The organism is Agarivorans sp. DSG3-1, from assembly GCF_046774965.1.
In the GTDB taxonomy this organism is placed as follows: domain Bacteria; phylum Pseudomonadota; class Gammaproteobacteria; order Enterobacterales; family Celerinatantimonadaceae; genus Agarivorans.
Window position 1 is genome coordinate 2,364,362 of record NZ_CP177241.1, and the last position, 17,291, is coordinate 2,381,652.

At 45.2% G+C, this 17,291-nt stretch carries 15 protein-coding genes and 1 riboswitch; of the genes, 7 read left to right on the forward strand and 8 right to left on the reverse strand.

Annotated features, from left to right (window positions below; genetic code table 11):
• Positions 1-69: 69 nt before the first annotated feature.
• The gene (gene ggt, locus ACLD71_RS11060) at positions 70-1,809 is read right to left on the reverse strand and encodes a gamma-glutamyltransferase (RefSeq protein WP_411994771.1); all 1,740 of its coding nucleotides are present in this window, start codon (positions 1,807-1,809) and stop codon (positions 70-72) included.
• A gap of 361 nt (positions 1,810-2,170) precedes the next feature.
• Between ggt and ACLD71_RS11065 the strand changes: the two genes are divergently transcribed.
• Complete coding sequence (locus tag ACLD71_RS11065; protein ID WP_137672089.1) at positions 2,171-2,431, forward strand: hypothetical protein; 261 nt, start codon at positions 2,171-2,173, stop codon at positions 2,429-2,431.
• Between the two features lie 150 nt (positions 2,432-2,581).
• On the opposite strand, the gene ACLD71_RS11070 is transcribed toward ACLD71_RS11065, so the two are convergent.
• Entirely contained in the window at positions 2,582-3,805 is a 1,224-nt protein-coding gene (locus tag ACLD71_RS11070; RefSeq protein WP_235836154.1) for a threonine/serine ThrE exporter family protein, read from the reverse strand.
• A gap of 226 nt (positions 3,806-4,031) precedes the next feature.
• Here ACLD71_RS11070 and ACLD71_RS11075 point away from each other — a divergent pair, with 226 nt between their 5' ends.
• Positions 4,032-5,747, forward strand: a complete 1,716-nt coding sequence (locus ACLD71_RS11075; RefSeq protein ID WP_137672088.1) for an NAD-dependent malic enzyme — start codon at positions 4,032-4,034, stop codon at positions 5,745-5,747.
• 86 nt (positions 5,748-5,833) lie between these two features.
• Here the strand turns inward: ACLD71_RS11075 and ACLD71_RS11080 are convergent, their stop codons facing one another.
• Entirely contained in the window at positions 5,834-7,570 is a 1,737-nt protein-coding gene (locus ACLD71_RS11080; protein ID WP_411994774.1) for a choice-of-anchor I family protein, read from the reverse strand.
• A gap of 298 nt (positions 7,571-7,868) precedes the next feature.
• On the opposite strand from ACLD71_RS11080, the gene ACLD71_RS11085 reads away from it, so the two are divergent.
• Positions 7,869-8,366, forward strand: a complete 498-nt coding sequence (locus ACLD71_RS11085; protein WP_411994776.1) for a fasciclin domain-containing protein — start codon at positions 7,869-7,871, stop codon at positions 8,364-8,366.
• Positions 8,367-8,473: 107 nt separating this feature from the next.
• On the opposite strand, the gene ACLD71_RS11090 is transcribed toward ACLD71_RS11085, so the two are convergent.
• From ACLD71_RS11090 to ACLD71_RS11100, 3 genes are all read right to left on the reverse strand, one after another.
• A complete protein-coding gene (locus ACLD71_RS11090) occupies positions 8,474-9,007 on the reverse strand; it encodes a sigma-70 family RNA polymerase sigma factor (protein ID WP_411994778.1) in 534 nt (177 codons plus the stop codon).
• A 72-nt stretch (positions 9,008-9,079) separates the two neighbouring features.
• On the reverse strand, positions 9,080-9,328 hold the full coding sequence (locus ACLD71_RS11095; protein ID WP_137672084.1) for a thioredoxin family protein: 249 nt from the start codon (positions 9,326-9,328) through the stop codon (positions 9,080-9,082).
• A gap of 33 nt (positions 9,329-9,361) precedes the next feature.
• Positions 9,362-10,345, reverse strand: a complete 984-nt coding sequence (locus ACLD71_RS11100; RefSeq protein WP_411994781.1) for a permease — start codon at positions 10,343-10,345, stop codon at positions 9,362-9,364.
• Between the two features lie 246 nt (positions 10,346-10,591).
• Positions 10,592-10,784, forward strand: a riboswitch (FMN riboswitch).
• Between the two features lie 155 nt (positions 10,785-10,939).
• On the opposite strand from ACLD71_RS11100, the gene ribB reads away from it, so the two are divergent.
• Positions 10,940-11,593, forward strand: coding sequence for a 3,4-dihydroxy-2-butanone-4-phosphate synthase (ribB, locus tag ACLD71_RS11105; protein ID WP_411994783.1), 654 nt, complete (start codon positions 10,940-10,942; stop codon positions 11,591-11,593).
• 256 nt (positions 11,594-11,849) lie between these two features.
• Here the strand turns inward: ribB and ACLD71_RS11110 are convergent, their stop codons facing one another.
• Positions 11,850-12,833 carry an aldo/keto reductase gene (locus ACLD71_RS11110; RefSeq protein WP_411994785.1) on the reverse strand — a complete coding sequence of 328 codons (984 nt, stop codon included), beginning with the start codon at positions 12,831-12,833 and terminating at the stop codon, positions 11,850-11,852.
• Between the two features lie 158 nt (positions 12,834-12,991).
• Between ACLD71_RS11110 and ACLD71_RS11115 the strand changes: the two genes are divergently transcribed.
• Together ACLD71_RS11115 and ACLD71_RS11120 are read left to right on the forward strand one after the other, a co-directional pair.
• Positions 12,992-13,894 carry a LysR substrate-binding domain-containing protein gene (locus ACLD71_RS11115; protein ID WP_411994787.1) on the forward strand — a complete coding sequence of 301 codons (903 nt, stop codon included), beginning with the start codon at positions 12,992-12,994 and terminating at the stop codon, positions 13,892-13,894.
• A gap of 182 nt (positions 13,895-14,076) precedes the next feature.
• The gene (locus tag ACLD71_RS11120) at positions 14,077-15,570 is read left to right on the forward strand and encodes an alpha/beta hydrolase-fold protein (RefSeq protein ID WP_411994789.1); all 1,494 of its coding nucleotides are present in this window, start codon (positions 14,077-14,079) and stop codon (positions 15,568-15,570) included.
• 48 nt (positions 15,571-15,618) lie between these two features.
• Here the strand turns inward: ACLD71_RS11120 and ACLD71_RS11125 are convergent, their stop codons facing one another.
• Entirely contained in the window at positions 15,619-16,503 is an 885-nt protein-coding gene (locus ACLD71_RS11125; RefSeq protein ID WP_411994791.1) for a family 16 glycosylhydrolase, read from the reverse strand.
• A 404-nt stretch (positions 16,504-16,907) separates the two neighbouring features.
• Between ACLD71_RS11125 and ACLD71_RS11130 the strand changes: the two genes are divergently transcribed.
• A complete protein-coding gene (locus ACLD71_RS11130) occupies positions 16,908-17,210 on the forward strand; it encodes a hypothetical protein (protein ID WP_411994792.1) in 303 nt (100 codons plus the stop codon).
• The last annotated feature ends 81 nt before the right edge of the window (positions 17,211-17,291 follow it).

The following is a 17,291-nucleotide window of genomic DNA, read 5'->3' on the forward strand; positions in this document are numbered from 1 at the left end:
CAACTTTAGCCCTTCCAGTATAGAAGATAATCAGTGTAGCGAGATTGTTGGCTTATTAACATATTTTTATCAATCCCCTTTGGCAATACCTTCTCTGCGCGGATCTGCTGCGCCTACTAGCTTATCTGGGTAAATTCTTATGCCTTGTAAACCCGAAGTCATGTCTTTTATTTTGGTTTTGTACCCCAAATCTTCAAGGGCTTGCTGTTGCAAGGCAGCACTGGTATTTGCTTCGAGATCATAAGTACCGAAACGGTTATTTAAATGGGGCTGTTCAATAGCTTGTTGTAAGCTCATGCCCCAGCTTAAATGGCCTACTAAGGCTTTTGCTACGTAACCTATTATGCTGCTGCCGCCAGGTGAACCTATGGCAATAATTGGCTGCTTATTTTCCATTACAATAGTAGGCGCCATTGATGAGCGAGGGCGTTTGCCTGATTCAACGCGATTGGCGACCATTTGCCCGTCTTTTTCGCCAACAAAAGAGAAGTCGGTAAGCTGATTATTCAGCAAAAAGCCATTTACCATTATCCGTGATCCAAATGCATTCTCAACGCTACTGGTCATCGACAGCACGTTGCCTTGGGCATCAACAATACTAATGTGAGTGGTAGAAGGTAGTTCGATGCTGTGATCCTTAGCACGGGCAGTAGTGGTTACTACTTGGCCGGCACTAACACTTTTAAGGGCTTTTTCGCGCTTAAGGAGGTCAGCGCGAGACTTAATATAATCGCTGCTGAGTAAGCCTTTAAGGGGGACATCTACAAAGTCTCCATCGGCCAAATATTTGCCGCGGTCAGCAAAGGCTAGGCGAGAGGCATCTCCCAATATTCGCCAGCTATGAATATTGTTTGGCCCCCACTTGTCTAAAGGGTAGTGGGCAGCGATACCTAATATTTGCCCAACAGTACTAGCGCCGGAGCTTGGTGGCCCCATACCACACACCGAATACTGGTGATAAGGAGCGCATAGGGCAGGGCGCTCTTTCACCTCATAAGCGCTTAAATCGGCCAGGCTTAAACGGCCATTCTTATCATTGAGTTGAGTCACCGCAGCAATCATTGCCTCGGCAGTTGTACCTCGATAAAAGCCAGCGGCACCTTGTTTAGCGACTAGTGTTAAGGTCTTAGCGTAATCAGGATTTTTCAGTAAGTGGCCTTCTGGAAGGGGAGTGGCTGAGTCATCAAAAAAGTAGCGGCGGCTTTCCGAAAACCGGCCAAGGCGTTGCTGGTCACCTGCAATAAGTTTGGCTAAACGCGGGCTAACGCGAAAGCCTTCATTGGCTAGGCCGATAGCGGGTTGAAATAGATCTCCCCAAGTGGTTTTTCCATAGCGCTTATGTAATGTTTCGAACAGCGCTATCACGCCAGGGGTACCCACCGAACGGCCACCCACCACTGCATCATAAAACTGTAAGGGCTTGCCTGAATCATCTAGAAATAATGAAGAGTCTGCAGCTAAGGGGGCCGTTTCACGGGCGTCAAAGCTGGTAAGTTGGCTTTTTTCTGCATCAAAGTACACCACAAATGCGCCGCCTCCTATGCCAGATGACTGCGGTTCAACTAAACCTAACACGCTTTGCACCGCAATCATTGCGTCTACCGCATTGCCGCCTGCTTTTAGCACTTCGTAACCGGCTTCAACCGCTAAGGGATTAGCAGCAGACACCATAAACTTAGTAGCTACTACTTGTTTTTTGTGGGTAATGTTACTGGCTTGTTCTGGGGCAAAGCTGTCGGCGGTTTGGCTTTGGGCAAGGCTGTTAGCGCTAATCACTAATGCCACGCTTAGTAGGCTACGAGCAAACATGTTGGCTTCCTTTCTATTAGGTTTATCTAGCCAGTGTAGCAGCTGAAAAACTTCTCGCCATGTCTCGCCTATCTTATTGATAATTTGTGATTTTTACTGATTATTTAATGATTTCAAAAGAAAGGTGGTGGGTATTTGAGACAGGCTTGAGTGGCGCTATTAGCCACTTGTGGAATATCTCTTGGTATTGCTGTCGGGCATTGGCGACAGTCATGATCGAGAGAACTGCTTATTTTTTGATTAACTATTTGTTTTTAATGGGTTTTTAAGAGTTGGCTTAGGGTTTGCTTATACCCTGGTGCTCAACCGCTAGTTTAATCGCGGTCTTTTTGTGAAATTGATGTTTAACAAGGAGTTTCTTATGAACTTAAAGTATAGCTTTCCAATGTTAGCCTTATTTGTAGCCAGCTTTGCTTCTGCAAATAGTGAAGTGTTCAAAGACTTGGATACTAACCAAGATATGGTTGTAAGCCAAGAAGAAGCGGCCGAGTTGCCAATTCTTAGCCAAGTATGGACAGAGTTAGATACCGATCAAGACGGTGTACTTAGTCAAGCTGAGTTCATCAATCTCGAAATCTCGGTTCAACCAGAAGACCTAGAGAACAGTGAGGTGGCTGAGTAGCTAATCCTTAGTTTTCGTGAACCGATCCAATTTTAGGATGCAGTCGAGATCCGATATTTCTGCCTTTTGGTCTAGTTTACAGCAGTTCTAAATCCTCGATGTTTTTCCAGCGCTTAAGTCTGTGCTAGCTTAAGCGCTTTTTTTTGCCTGTTATAAAGAACTACGCTGTGGCACCGCTACATTTGCAAACAAAATACCCGCAACAATCGACATGAAAATCAAAAATGTTTGTGAACCAATATTGGGAATGCTTACCATTGATTCCCCCAGCACCATTGAATTCAAACTAATGTAGGCTTTGCTGCCCGGTACCAATAATACAATGCCTTGAAGCAATACCACCGAGGCAGGAGATTTGGTGAATTTAGCGAATAAGTTGGCGTACACTCCCACCACAAACGCACCAATAAACGGCCCTAAGGCTTCGCCTAAATAAGCACTACCCACAAAGGCGGCAGAATAAGCAATAATCCCTGATAATATTCCCCATGGAATATCCTTTGGTCTTACCTTAAACACCACGCTTAAGCCCAAAGATAGCAAAAATACGCCAAGCCACTTAATCCACCAGGTGCTCACTTCTATGACATGTAGGTCAACCTGCCCCCAAATTAACGCGCCAAAGGCCATGCCTAATACTGCGCCAAAATAGAGCTTAAACAGCACCATTACACCGTCCATTACTCGCGCTGTGCCGGCAATTAACTCACGCGCAGCCAGTTCACTTAAGCCCAAGGTGAGGGACAAGCCAGGCACAAAAATGATGATAGAAGAAAGGATTAAAATGGGGATATTTATATCGGGCACTATTTGGCTTATGGCTACCGCCATAAAGGCACACAATAATGCTGCCACGGGTTCTAACGCTTCGTGTACGCCGCGCGAGTGCTCGGCGCGATGGGCTAGATAAAAAGAGATCCCACTCAGTAAACTAGACCAGATAATGGTATTCCAAGTGGCCGCCATTAACATGGCAAACGCACCACCGGTTATCGCAAAGGCTAACAACATGGTCCAAGGTGTATGCATTGGCGCTTGGTTGGCGAGTGTGTTTAGTTGGCTTATAGCCTCACTTAAACTCACTTCTTGAGCGGTCACTTTCTCCACGAGTTGGTTGGTGCGCGCTAGCATGCCTAAGTCAATTTCACCTGGTTTTACGCGCATTACATAGTTGTATTCTTGAGTATCATCGGGTGCCCATAGAACAAAGGTAAGTGAAGTAGGGGTGACTAAAAAATAGCCATCTAAGCCCATGGTTTCGGCAACGTTGCGCAAGTGAGACTCCATACGAAAAGCTGGCGTGCCGTATTTATGTAAGGCTTTGCCAAGTTTGATAATGAAATCGCGTTTTACTTCAAAGGATGATTGTTTCAATGTGGGACGTTATTCAATGTGGTAGATGCTTAATTGTATCCCACAGAGAGAGTTTTGGTGTAGTGGCCAGCAGATAAAAAGCCACTGTAATAACTTAGAACCAATGGGTTTAGCTACTGACAGAGAAATTTACCTGATTTTTTAATGAAATAGCGTACAGATTCGGCGTGATCATTTATCATTTAGGATTAGATTAAATTTATTACGCGCTGTCTCGGAGGACGCCATGGCTATTGGCAAATATTTACGTTGGAAAGATGAAAACGGCAACGAGTTTCGTCCGGTTTCTATTTCTGGTAACGCATTGCTTAACGATCGCACGTTAAACAAAAGTTCTGCATTTACATATGAAGAGCGTGAAGCCTTTAATTTGGCTGGCTTGTTACCACCAAAACCACAAACCTTCGAAGATCAGCTAAAGCGCGTGTACCAAGGTTTTCTTAGTGCTTGTAGTGATATTGAGCAATACCAATACTTGCGTGCTTTACAAGACCGCAACGAGACCTTGTTTTACGCATTGGTATCTCGTCATATTGAAGAAATGGCGCCAATTATTTACACGCCTACAGTAGGTAAAGCCTGTCAGGAATTTAGCCACCGCTACCAAAAAGACCGTGGTCTTTATATTACCGCAGAAAACGTCGATCAAATGGGCGATATGGCGCGTCATTTTGCGGGTAAAGACATTAAAATTATTGTAGTTACCGACAGCCAAGGCATTTTGGGCTTAGGTGATTTAGGCATTGGTGGTATGGGGATTCCCATTGGTAAATTGTCGCTATACACCTTGGGTGCAGGGATCCACCCAGCGCGTTGCTTGCCGATTGCATTAGATGTAGGTACTGATAACCAAGATTTGCTTGATGACCCAATGTATCTTGGCCTGCCTAAAAAGCGCATGCGTGGACAAGAGTACCAAGAGTTTATTGAGAAGTTTGTGGCACAAACTAAACTGCACTTCCCAGAAGCGGTATTACAGTGGGAAGACTTTAGTAAATCTAACGCCTTCGACAATTTATCTAAGTATGAAGACGAGTTACCGTCGTTTAATGATGATATTCAAGGTACAGGCTCGGTCGTATTAGCCGGTGTAATTGGTGCCACTAAAATTAAAGGCGAAACCCTAGGCGAGCAAGTGTACGCAGTATACGGCGCTGGCGCTGGTGGCGTTGGCGTAGCCGATCAAATCTTTGCTGGCTTGCTAAAAGAAGGCATTAATCATCAAGAAGCACGCGACCGGATCTTTATTCTCGATTCACGGGGCGTGGTATTTGATAATCGCCCAGATTTAGACGAATACAAAAAACGTTACGCAAAACCGTTTGAGTTAGCCCAAAACTGGTCACTTGCCGAAGAGGGTAAAGCGAGCTTAAGCGAGCTTATCGACAATACGCCCGTTACCGTGCTGTTAGGTTGTAGTGGTGTAGGTGGTGCATTTAAAGAAAGCCATGTGAAAAAGATGTTGGAATATACCGAGCGCCCAATGGTGTTCCCACTATCTAACCCTACCGACAACTGTGAAGCCTTGCCTGAAGATGTTTACCAGTGGACTAATGGCCAAGCCATTGTTGCCACCGGCAGCCCGTTTGACGACGTAGACTACAACGGTAAGCAATACCGTATTGGCCAAGGTAATAACGTATTCATTTTCCCTGCGGTGGGTTTGGCTACGATTGTGGCGGGTGTGAGTAAAATCACCATGGAAATGTTCACTACTGCGTCTTTTGCTTTAGCCGAATATGTTTCGCAAGAAGATCTAGACAGCGGCTGTGTATTCCCAAGAATGCGCGAGTTAAAAGATGTTTCCGGTTTTGTGGCCAAGGCCATTTTGAAGCAAATTCAAGAAACCGATCCACAGGGTTGCTTGAGTGGTAAAGACATCGATCAAGAAATCGCCCAGCATATGTGGGAGCCTATTTACCTGCCGTATCGCAGAGTATAGAGCTCAACATTGTTGATAAAAAAGGAGCCGAAAGGCTCCTTTTTCTATTTATAAGATCAAGTGCAACGTGTAGATTTAGCCGCCCGTTATTGAGCAGTAATTTCCCATACTGTCAGAGAGCCACTCACCTCATTACCTACTAGCAACAAGGGCTTATTGGTTGGGCTGTCGGCAGCCGCAACAAATACCAAACTCTCTGGTGCTAAATCGCCAATGCCATCTCCGGCTTCTAGGCCCTCGGTTAAATCTCGGTTTATTACATAGCTTTCAAATGCACTGTTATACGGGTTGCTTACGTCGTAAACCATAATCCCGCCCATACGCTCTAAACCAATAAACGCGTAGGTTTTGTCGCCTACCATGCCTACGGTTAACGCTTCTGGTTCTGCGCCTTTGTTTTCTGAGCGAGAGTCACCTTCGTTTTCATCATCACCATTGTTAAACGCACTGCCGTGAATGGCAGCGGTAATGCGGCCAATGTCATCGGCTGAATCAAATACCACCGTGCCGTTTTGATCCCAAATAGTGAATGAACGCGCACCGTAAGCAAACGCAGTTTCGTACTCGCCATCACCGTTGTCGTCACCTAGCATGTTGGTTACGCGCAGCCCATCAATCTCGCCACCCGCTTGCAGAACCTCTAATTTAGACCCTGCCGCCGCTGTTAACTTTTTAAGCTTAAGTTCTTCAGAGAACGATAAACAGCCGTCGTCTTCATCGTAGTCTTGGCCGCCAGCAGCAATACATGCAGCTTCGTCGGCAACATCAAAGAAATACTCGCGTGCATCACCTTCATTAGCGGTGATTAAAAATGGTGCGCCATTCCAAGTGAATGAAGTAATGGTATCGGGCATGTATACGCCGTAAAGGCCGTCGTATTGGCCAAAGCTTACGCTGCCGTCTTCGTTGCCATCAAAGTTCAAGCCGGCCCAATCTTTAAAGCCTAAACCGATTATTTTTACGCTGTTATCGCTTAAATCAACAATGGCTAAGCCGTTGTTTTCTTGAAGCGTTACATAGGCCATTTGATTAGTGGTAGTGATGTATTCAGGCTCTAAGTCTTGAGCAACGGTGGTCGTGATGACTTGACCGTTTAAGGTTCGGCCAGCTGGGTTAGGGAAATGCATGCCCTTGGTTTCCAACTCGTTTTGCATACCATTAAACGCGGTAAAGTCGATAAGCGTAGCAGTGTCGGCTGGGGTGCCGTCGGTTACGTTAATCACAGCAATCGAACCTTCTGGGTCATTACTGTAATCTTTACTCGGCTCACCTTCGTTTGCCACAAGTACTTTACTGCCATCGGGTGTAAAGGTCACCATGTCTGGAAGGTTGCCCACTTCTACAGCGTTTAAAAATACCGGAGTGCCAGCATTCAAGCCTTTGTAAAACACAATGTAGCCATTGTTGGCTTGGTCATCGGCTTCAATAGCAACAGCCATTAAGTCGCCGCTAACTGCAATGCTATTTGCGCCACCAAGGACAACGTTGTTGGCTTCGGTTGGTAGCGTAAGCGCGGTGGCGTTTAAGTTGCTATCACTAAGTGGCGCAGTAAGAGCCTCAGAAGATAGTCCAGAAGCATCAATCATCTCAACGCTATCGTCAGAACTATTGATGGCATAAATGGTTTGGCTAGCAGCATGATACTGCACAATTTCTGCCGCGCCGTTAGCATTTAGCACAATACGGCCCACAGGGCTAAGTGAAATACCTGTTACTGCATCGGCGCCTGCTTGGCCTGCTTGACCATCATCGCCGTTACAACCTACTAATGCCAGGCAAGAAACTACTGCAAGTGAAACTAAGCTCTTCTTGAGCATCATCATATATCCCTATATTCGCTGATTAATCTTGCAGGGCATTTTGTGTACCTAATGTGACTGTGTGATGACCAAATTGTGACAGTTATTAAACATTCGATTGAGGGAGGGTGACAGTTTTAAACCTACGTTTCTGAGGAGGTGTTTATATTAGGCTATTGAATTTATTAGCGTTGTTGTTGAGTGATGAGTATTTACTGCATGAGTAAGCGGAGTGGGCTTTACTGCGAAATGTGATCCAAGCGAATAGCTTGGCCGTACAAATCTCGAACCCAACGCACGCAAAGCTGAAAGGAAAGAAACCATGTTAAAACGAATTGCAAAAGTGTTTACTTTTATTATCGCTGCAGTGACATTCTCAACAATCGCCCATGCTAACCACCATGGAATGAAAAAAGATATTGTAGATGTAGCAGTTGAAAATGGCTCCTTCACCACACTCGTTGCTGCTGTTAAAGCTGGTGGATTGGTGGATACCCTCAAAGGGGAAGGCCCATTTACCGTATTTGCTCCCACTGATGAGGCTTTTGCTAAATTACCCGAAGGTACAGTAGAAATGCTGTTGAAACCTGAAAACAAAAACAAGCTAGTCGCTATTCTTACTTACCACGTTGTAGCGGGAAAAGTGATGGCAGCCGACGTAGTAACCATTGATAGTGCAGCAACCGTTCAGGGAGGAATGTTAGCCGTTAGCACTAATGGCGAAATGGTAATGATAAATGATGCCAAAGTAGTGGCGGCCGATGTTAAAGCAAGTAACGGTGTAATTCATGTAATTGATACGGTGTTGATGCCTAAGTAACTACAGTAGCAGGGCTCTATTCGGGCCCTGTTTTTATTCCTTTGTCCAAGTTTGCTGGTCGACTACTTGAAACAACATTTCGGCAAGCGATTGCTTCAAAGCCTATTTTACTCTCCCGCTCCATCGTTAAGATTTTTAAAGCAGCAAACTCCCGCTTTATCTCGCTTCACTTTGCATTCGGTGGTTAATACGATCTCTAGTTGCATTCTAGCTCTGCGCAGGCGGGCTTTGGTGGCCGGTAGGCTAAGTTGCTGCTGCTTAGCATATTCAGGCTGAGTAAGACCATTAAGAGCACATTGCTCAATAATATCGCGGTCTTTGTCCGACAGCTTAGGTAACACTTTTGGCAGGCAGTGCTGTAGTTGGGACATCACAGGTGCAACACTGTCTGAAGCGGATAAGTCGCTAATGTCGGTGGCGTGCAGCTTTTGGCGTAGCTTATCAATGAAATGGTTTTTAGTGATTTTAAATAACCATGCTTTACCATCATCTAGTTTGCAAAAACGTTCACTATTGCTCATAGCCTTTAAAAATACTTCTTGCATGATATCTTCAGCTTCATGCTGGTTGTTGGTTTGCTTTATTAACCAGCCATAGAGCAAGGGTTCAGCCTCGCTCCAGGCCTTCATTAAACATTTCATGTTGCTCTCTGTCGCAATAGGGTTAAGCCGCCTAAGTTTTTGTACCAGCGGCTTAGTAAGTTGTTGCTAGTTTTACGCTACAGCATTCTTGCTTAATAACTCACGCACTAGATCAACAGACGGTACTGAGCCGCTATGTTTTATTTGCCCTTCAATGGCAAGGGCTGGCGTAGTTAATACCCCAGCGGCCATAATTTTTTGTAAATCGGTAACTTTTTCAAGATCAACGTTTAAACTGAGTTCGTTGGCTACCTCTAAAATGCGTTCTGCTGTTGTTGCGCAGTTTTTACAGCCTGAGCCATATACCTGAATCGTTGTCATAATGTGTTCCTTGTTGTGGTTGTTGGAAGTTGTTTAGTAGTAATAGTTAAATAGCCAACCGGTAATGGATATGGCCACCAGTAAATAGCCGGCAATTGCACCTAAAAAGCGTATTTGCATCACTTGCTTGAGCATGATCAATTCGGGAATGCTTACCGCCACTGCTCCCATGCAAAACGCCAAAGTGGAGCCTATTGGCATTCCTTTATTAATTAGTGAGGCCATGATAGGCACAACGCCGGATGCATTGGTATAAATGGGAATTGCGCTAAGCGTGGCAAGTGGCACGGTCCACCATTGGCCGTTAGCCAAGTTTTGCTCAAACCATTGAGCAGGCACAAAGCCATGAATAGCGGCTCCCAAACCCACGCCAATAATCACCCACTTCCATATGCGGCTTAAGATGGTTTTGGTTTCGTTTACGGCAAAGTAATGGCGATCTTTATGCGTCACCGAGGGAACGGGTGTGTCGTCTGCGATTTGAATATTGCTGTTTTCAGCTTGTTGGTAGGCCTCTGCAAGAAAGGGCTGTAACCATCGTTGAGCCTTAAGCATATCCATCATTACCCCAGCCAGCATGCCTAGCAACATACCAATGGCCACGTACATAAGGGTGAATTTTAAACCGAGAATGCTGCCTAACATAATCACCACTACTTCATTTACCAGCGGCGAGGTGATCAAAAATGCGATTGTCACCCCAATGGGAATTCTGGCAGAAACAAATCCCATAAACAGCGGGATAGAGCTACATGAGCAAAACGGTGTGATAGCGCCAAAAGTAGACCCTAATAAGTAACCCAAAGCTCTATGTTTACCTAACAAGTAGTTACGTACTTTATCTACGCTAAGGCTGGCGCGTAAGTAAGAGATAACGTAGATCAACAGCACCAATAACACTAAAATCTTGCTGGTGTCTTCAATAACAAAATGCAGGCCGTTGGCCACTCTAGTGTCGGGTGTTAGCCCAAATACGGAATAACTTAGCCAGTCAGCCAACCAAGTAAAAATCTCCATCTTTCAGTATCCAATTCGAGGGTATATGACTAACACGGATGAATACCGAAAAGGATGCAGAATATTTAGAAAAACCTTCTCGTTTTTTTGGAAAAGTGAATTGCCAGGCAATAGGGTGGTTTTAGCCCTAGCGCCGCAAGGCTATGGCTGGGACTGATGAGAGCTACTTATCACGAGTACTTTTCTGCATTGTGTTCCTCGCAAATTAAAGGCACCATAGCGTGGCTGTTTCTATACCAGAAACAGCCAAATTCTCAGGGCGGGGTGTAACTCCCCACCGGCGGTAGTTAGTTGTGTTTATGGCTAAAAGCCCGCGAGCGCCCAACGGTAGTTGGGGTCAGCAGATCTGGTGACGTAGCAATACTTTTATTGCGATTAGTCCAGAGCCGACGGTAATTTACAGCTTGGCTGTAATGAGTCCGGATGGAAGAGAATCAAGCATTATCATTTTGTTTTAACCTGGTTAGAACAGAACACTTAGCCTGTGGCTGAGTGTGGTTTAATGCCGATAAAAAACTTCACTTTACGGTGAGGTGCTATTCCTGCACGCCCTGATTCTGGAAAACTTAATGTAGTAATTTAAGGATTTAAACCATGAATCAGTCTCTACTTGCCGAATATGGCAATCCTATCCAACGAGTTGACGCCGCGCTTGCAGCCTTACGCCAAGGCCAAGGGGTATTGGTTGTTGACGACGAAGACCGCGAAAACGAAGGCGATTTAATTTTTGCCGCCGAAACTCTCACCAATGCTCAAATGGCCATGCTGATTCGCGAATGTAGCGGCATTGTTTGCTTGTGCTTAAACGATGACAAAATCAAACAGCTTGATTTACCGCCAATGGTCAGTGATAACTCTAGCCAATTTGGTACGGCCTTTACCGTAAGCATTGAAGCCAAACAAGGCGTAACCACTGGAGTGTCGGCTGCTGATCGCGTAACTACCATTAAAACCGCGATTGCCGAAGGCGCTAAACCCAGCGATTTAGCCAGACCAGGTCATGTTTATCCGCTGCGTGCCCAGCCCGGTGGAGTGTTAACACGCCGCGGCCATACCGAAGGTACTGTGGATTTAGTGACCTTGGCAGGATTAACGCCTGCTGGCGTGTTGTGCGAAGTGACTATGCCAAATGGCACCATGGCGCGTTTGCCCGAGATTGTCGCCTTTGCTAAGCAACATGCCATGCCAGTATTAAGCATTGAAGATATCGTGGAATATCGAAAAGCGCTGATCAGTAAAGCGAGCTAGTTAAGCGTTTGTTTAGGCAAAATAAAAGGGGCCATTAAGGCCCCTGATCAGATTATGCGTTTAGTACTATTGTTGTTTTGTAGGTGTAATCACCTTTTCATCAGTATAGCCCTAGCGTCACAAAAAGTTCTTATATTTTTTCAATGTTTCAGCTGTTTTTTCACAAGGCTGTGATCACGGTAATATTCATGAGCAACACGCTTGTGATAGAGCTTTTGCTCTAATGTGATAAAAGGTAAATCCCCTTATCGATAGATTAAAAGCGCTCTGGCACTGCGGGTTTATTAGCTAAAATGTTATCAACCTGCTGCCATACGTCGTTGTTTAACTGCTGTTTTAGCTCTAGCGCTTTAAGGTTATCTTCTAACTGCTCTAACTTAGACACTCCTAGTATTACGCTGCTCACATGTGGCGTACGCAAACACCAATTTAAGGCTAGGTGATGTAACGGCATGTTAAGACTTTCTGCCAATTGGTTAAGTTGCGCTATCTGCTCTAGCTTGTTGTTCTCGCCCATTAACATATCGCGCAGCCATTCATAGCCAGGCAAGCTTAAGCGGCTGTTATCAGGCACACCATTTAGGTATTTACCTGTGAGCAACCCACTGGCCAGTGGCGAGAAAATAGTGGTGCCTAAACCGGTCAGTTGATACAGCGGTAAGTACTCTGCTTCTACTTTGTCGCGTACCATCATGTTGTATTGCGGTTGCTCCATCACTGGGGCATGTAAGTTTTCTGCTTTGGCTACTGCCCATGCTTCGGTAATTTGCTGGGCGCTCCATTCAGAGGTGCCCCAGTACATTACTTTGCCTTGGCTAACCAAGTCGTGCATGGCACGAACCGTTTCGTAAATCGGCGTATCAATGTCTGGACGGTGGCAGTAAAACAAGTCCAGGTAATCTACTCGCAGGCGTTTAAGTGCTGCATGACAGGCATCAAATACATGCTTGCGGCTTAGTCCACGTTGGGTAGGTTTATCGCCGCCCCAAAATACTTTGCTTGAAACCACAAAGCTATCGCGTGTCCAACCCAGTTGCTCTATGGCTTGTCCCATTAAGCGTTCGCTTTCGCCGCTTTCATAACCTTCGGCGTTATCGTAAAAGTTTATTCCAGCATCATAGGCGCGTGTCATAATTTGCTTGGCGGCCGATAAGTCCACTTGTTTGCCAAAAGTAACCCAAGAGCCTAAGCCAAATTCACTTACCTGCAGGCCACTTTGGCCTAATCGACGATATTCCATTTTATACCCACTTAATCAAAGTTGTTGGCTCAAGTATAGAGTTAATAAAGCCACTGAAAAAAGAGGGTGAAAGCAAAAATACTGTTTGTTATATCAAACAAAAAATCTTACTTTGCGTATTATTATGGACAAGTTGATGCAGCGAAGTAGGTAAGCAGATGTCGAAGAATCATAAAAAGTTAGAACGCTTGTTGTTGTTTTATGAAGTGGCTCAGTACTTGAGCTTTTCTAAGGCCGCTGAACACCTTGATATTTCTCGTAGCTACTTATCGCAGCAAATTCGCAGCTTAGAACAAGATTTACATACCCAACTGTTGATTAGAACCACTCGCAGTGTGCGATTGACCACCGAAGGTCACAAGGTGTTTCTGCAGGCGCAAGCCATGCATCATAACTTGTTAGATCTAGAGCGAGAGCTAGAACACAGCGGCGAAGATGTCGCGGGTATTTTGCGCATTACCGCGCCAGCCGCTTTTGCAGAGTCGTTTTTGGTTGAGGTATGTAATGGATTTAATCAACGCTACCCCGAAGTAAGTTTTGAAATTGATGTTGGCCATCATCTAGAAGACTTACATGAGCGTAATTTCGATTTAGCCATTCGAGTTACCGAGCAACCGCCACAAAATATGGTGGCGCGAACGCTAATGCCTTATTGCCATTGGGTGTGTGCTTCCCCTGCATACTTAGCAGAGCACTTTGTGCCAACACAGCCTAGCGATTTAAACCAGTTGCAGTGCTTAGCCTTTCCTACTTGGCGAACCTGGACATTTAAACAAGCCAATAAAGTGCAAGAGTTTGAAGCCCAAGGGCGGTTTGCGGTGAACGACAATAACATTCTCATTAAAGCGGCTTTAAATGCGCAGGGCGTGATTCGAGTACCTGAGCATTTAGTTTGGGAGCATGTGCAGGCAGGCCGATTGCAGAGGTTACTGGCCGATTTTCAGGTTGAGCCACGACAAGTATGGATGCTGTACCCGCCTAAAATCGAACACTCTTCGCGGCTACAGCAGTTTATGGCTTACCTGCAAGACCATATAAGCAGTTTGTTGCCTAAGCCTTGATGAGATCAAAAGTGATGACTCAATCACCCGTTAATGTTTATTCATCGGTCTTATTAGCAGTTTGTGCCTATTATCACAGCACTTGTCGCAATTACTTTTATTGTCAATAGTGCTGTGTTTGTATGTGATTAAATTTACAACGCTTATTAGTGATCACCGAGCAGTGATACTTAGGGATTGAGATGAAACGACATAGCTTAGTAGCCTTAACCTTGCCTCTTGTTAGTGTGTTATTGGTGGGGGCTTGCAGCGCTCCTTCTTCTAGCAACGATGCCTCTGAACAGAATGGGTTAGCTTGCGCTAATTACGCTGGCACTTGGGAGCTTTTTTTAGAGGTTGATGACAGTGATTGCAATGGCTTTGGCAAACAGCTAAAGCAAGTATTTGTAGTGGAACAACAGCAATGCGAACTGAGTATTGATAGTGGCGTAACAGGTGATATTAATGGCCAGCAAATCACTTGGTCTGTACCTAGTGTTCGGATTGATGGTGGGGAATTAAGTTACGCTTCGGCTACAGCTGAAATACTCGATGGGAAGATTACTGGCTCCTACCTGTGGGAGTGGAGCAACAGCGCTTATTATTGTTCGGGCTCAACCACTGTAAAAGGGCGAATATTGCCCGAGCAAGAAGCCGCCAGTGCCGAGCTTGGCGAGTTTGATTTAACGCCTCCTCATCCGCTACTTTCTCCTGTAGAAAACTCCACCGCACATACCTTTACGGTAATGGCTAAACAGGCTGAGCAGGTGTATTTAGCCGGCGAAATGAGCGACTGGCGTCCCGATGTATTTCAAATGAACGCGAATGGCGATGGTAGCTGGTCAATTACCTTATATTTAGCGCCAGGTGCTTGGCAGTACAAGTTTGTGATAGACGGCAATTGGATAGCCGACGAAAACAACGAGCGCGCAGTAGATGACAGCAGAGGCGGATTTAACTCAGTATTGGTGATTGGCGAAGAGTCGCCGCTGCTTAGTGCTAACCCAGAGATTGCTCATGGTGAGGTAGTTAATGCAAGGTTCGCCAGCAGCGCGCTTAATAAAGCCAGCCCTTATGCGGTTTACCTGCCGCCCAATTACCATGCTAGCGAGCAACGCTATCCCTTAGTGGTGTTGTTGCATGGCTATGGCAGTAATTACCAGCAGTGGCTGGTGGACGGCAAAGTCCAGAACCTTATGGATAATTTAATCGCCAAACAAGCGATTAAACCTTTCATATTGTTAATGCCGTCTGGCGAGCAGAGCTATTACACTGGCGAATACGAGCAGCTTATTATGCAAGAGCTGCTACCGAGTATTCGTGAGCAATACAGAATTAAACCAGGCGCGCAAAATAGTGCGATTAGCGGTGTGTCTATGGGTGGGGCAGGGGCATTTTATTTAGCGCATAAATACCCAGAGCAGTTTGGTTTATCGGTACCTTTGAGCGGCTACTTTGATATGAGCATTTACCGCGATTTTACTTGGCAGAATTTTACTATGCAGCCAGCCTTGTATTTATACTGCGGTGAAGATGACCATACCAGTTTTCAAACCAATCAGCGTTTGGTGGAGCAGCTAGAAAACCATAAGGTTGAATTTACTTACATCACAGCAGAAGGCGGCCACACTTGGCGCTATTGGAATGACATTTCAGCCCATTTCCTCAGCCAAATATCAGCCTTCTTCTATCCATAATCAATCTGCTACTGAGTGTTAACAATCATCTAAGTCGGAGCGCTAACTCTAGTTAAGCGCTTCGTATACCCGTATATAATCCACTTCCATTTGGGCGGGGAATATTTGGTTAGATTGCGGGTTACTATCGTAATTGCCGCCTACCGCCAAATTCATAATGATATAAAAATCTTGGTCGAAGGGAGCAGGGAAGGCGTGGTCCTGGGTATACCAAGAACTTTGGCTAGCGTACAACTGGTCGTCTACGTACCAATATATGCCCTGAGGCGTCCAGTCGATTCGGTAAACATGAAACTCGCTAATATCGCTGTCGGTAAATAGGTAATGGCGTTCCGAGTAGGTATTATTTGGCCATTGTGCACCATAGTGAATGGTGCCATTTACTTGTGAAGGGTTGCTACCCCGCGCCTCCATAATGTCTATTTCGCCCGAGGCCGCCCACGTGCCATATACATTGTCTTGCGGCATTAACCAAAAGGCAGGCCATAGCCCTTGGCCAACCGGCAATTTAATACGCGCTTCAAATCGGCCATAGGCTTGGGCAAATAAACCTTGGGTTTTTAAACGGGCAGAGCTGTAATTGTAATTGCCGTATTGGTCGCTACTGCCTTCTACTAGTGCCTGAATAATCAGTTGACCATTGCCGTTGAGTCGCACATTAGCGGCCTTGTTGGTATAGGCTTGCAGCTCGTTATTTCCCCAGCCTGAAATGTACTGGTCGTTGAGCATAAAGCCGTTGCCCATGTCAAAGGTCCACTTATTCAAATCTAGCTGGTTGTCGTTAAACTCATCACTCCACGAGAGTTGCCAAGTAATGGGTGCTGGCTGGTTAGGCCCTTCCGATTGGGGGCTAACACCGCCTCCGCCGCCACAGGCGAATAAGCTGCTACTGAGTAGTACAAGTAATCCAATCTGAGGGCTGCGGTTTAGCATTAAGTGCTCCAAGCGTTGCTAATCATCTTCAGCATCAGTTTGCCAAGGGCTTGGCCTGTAAGGTAGTGAAAAACCTGCAGACTAAGAGCCAGATCAATGATGAAAAAACACTTCAAGTTACGTAATTTATTGCACTTGCCAAAGTAAACTCACTATTACATTTCACCATAAACCTGAGCATAGTGGTGCTTGGTTTTAGCGGTAAACATACGCTGTATCAATACCGCTTTTCACGATGCCTTCTTCATCCAAACTCTCGTATTATTTGGTGCTGATGTTTTTGTTACTTTTTGATCTGGATGGCTGGTGAGGCATAGGAAAGGTGATAATCTGGGTTTCACTAAATGCGTGATAAAAGGAAATTTTCTTTTTAATAAGTTGTTATATTTTTACTGAGAGTAAATATGAAATCACATGATATTGAAGAGTACATTTCACAGTTTTCGAATTTAAGTGTTCAGGAAAATAAAGGTGGGCGCTTCAAAATTTCACACACTAACCTTAAAAAGCGAGCCGGGAGTTTATGGTTTAGAGCCTATAGTGAAAAGTTTCGTTTATACCCTACTGGAGAAGTAATTTCTTTGCTAAATCTACAAAGTGAATTAGGCGCACCGGATGGTCAGGATATGGAGCGTGATTACTGGTTTCTAGAAAACTTGAAAGATGTAAAAACTATTATTCAAGCATTCGCTGAAGTCAAAACATAACAAGAGTTTTTAAGTCGGGCAAAAAACACAGTTGGCTTTGTTCGTATCTCACTATTTATAGCCGCTTAAAACGGCGTTAAT

Coding starts and splice junctions, on each gene's coding strand:
- ACLD71_RS11095 (WP_137672084.1), bottom strand. CDS start 9,328: ATGACAACGATTCAGGTATATGGCTCAGGCTGTAAAAACTGCGCAACA.
- ribB (WP_411994783.1), top strand. CDS start 10,940: ATGAATCAGTCTCTACTTGCCGAATATGGCAATCCTATCCAACGAGTT.
- ACLD71_RS11085 (WP_411994776.1), top strand. CDS start 7,869: ATGTTAAAACGAATTGCAAAAGTGTTTACTTTTATTATCGCTGCAGTG.
- ACLD71_RS11130 (WP_411994792.1), top strand. CDS start 16,908: ATGAAATCACATGATATTGAAGAGTACATTTCACAGTTTTCGAATTTA.
- ggt (WP_411994771.1), bottom strand. CDS start 1,809: ATGTTTGCTCGTAGCCTACTAAGCGTGGCATTAGTGATTAGCGCTAAC.
- ACLD71_RS11080 (WP_411994774.1), bottom strand. CDS start 7,570: ATGATGATGCTCAAGAAGAGCTTAGTTTCACTTGCAGTAGTTTCTTGC.
- ACLD71_RS11090 (WP_411994778.1), bottom strand. CDS start 9,007: ATGAAATGTTTAATGAAGGCCTGGAGCGAGGCTGAACCCTTGCTCTAT.
- ACLD71_RS11125 (WP_411994791.1), bottom strand. CDS start 16,503: ATGCTAAACCGCAGCCCTCAGATTGGATTACTTGTACTACTCAGTAGC.
- ACLD71_RS11110 (WP_411994785.1), bottom strand. CDS start 12,833: ATGGAATATCGTCGATTAGGCCAAAGTGGCCTGCAGGTAAGTGAATTT.
- ACLD71_RS11075 (WP_137672088.1), top strand. CDS start 4,032: ATGGCTATTGGCAAATATTTACGTTGGAAAGATGAAAACGGCAACGAG.
- ACLD71_RS11065 (WP_137672089.1), top strand. CDS start 2,171: ATGAACTTAAAGTATAGCTTTCCAATGTTAGCCTTATTTGTAGCCAGC.
- ACLD71_RS11120 (WP_411994789.1), top strand. CDS start 14,077: ATGAAACGACATAGCTTAGTAGCCTTAACCTTGCCTCTTGTTAGTGTG.
- ACLD71_RS11100 (WP_411994781.1), bottom strand. CDS start 10,345: ATGGAGATTTTTACTTGGTTGGCTGACTGGCTAAGTTATTCCGTATTT.
- ACLD71_RS11115 (WP_411994787.1), top strand. CDS start 12,992: ATGTCGAAGAATCATAAAAAGTTAGAACGCTTGTTGTTGTTTTATGAA.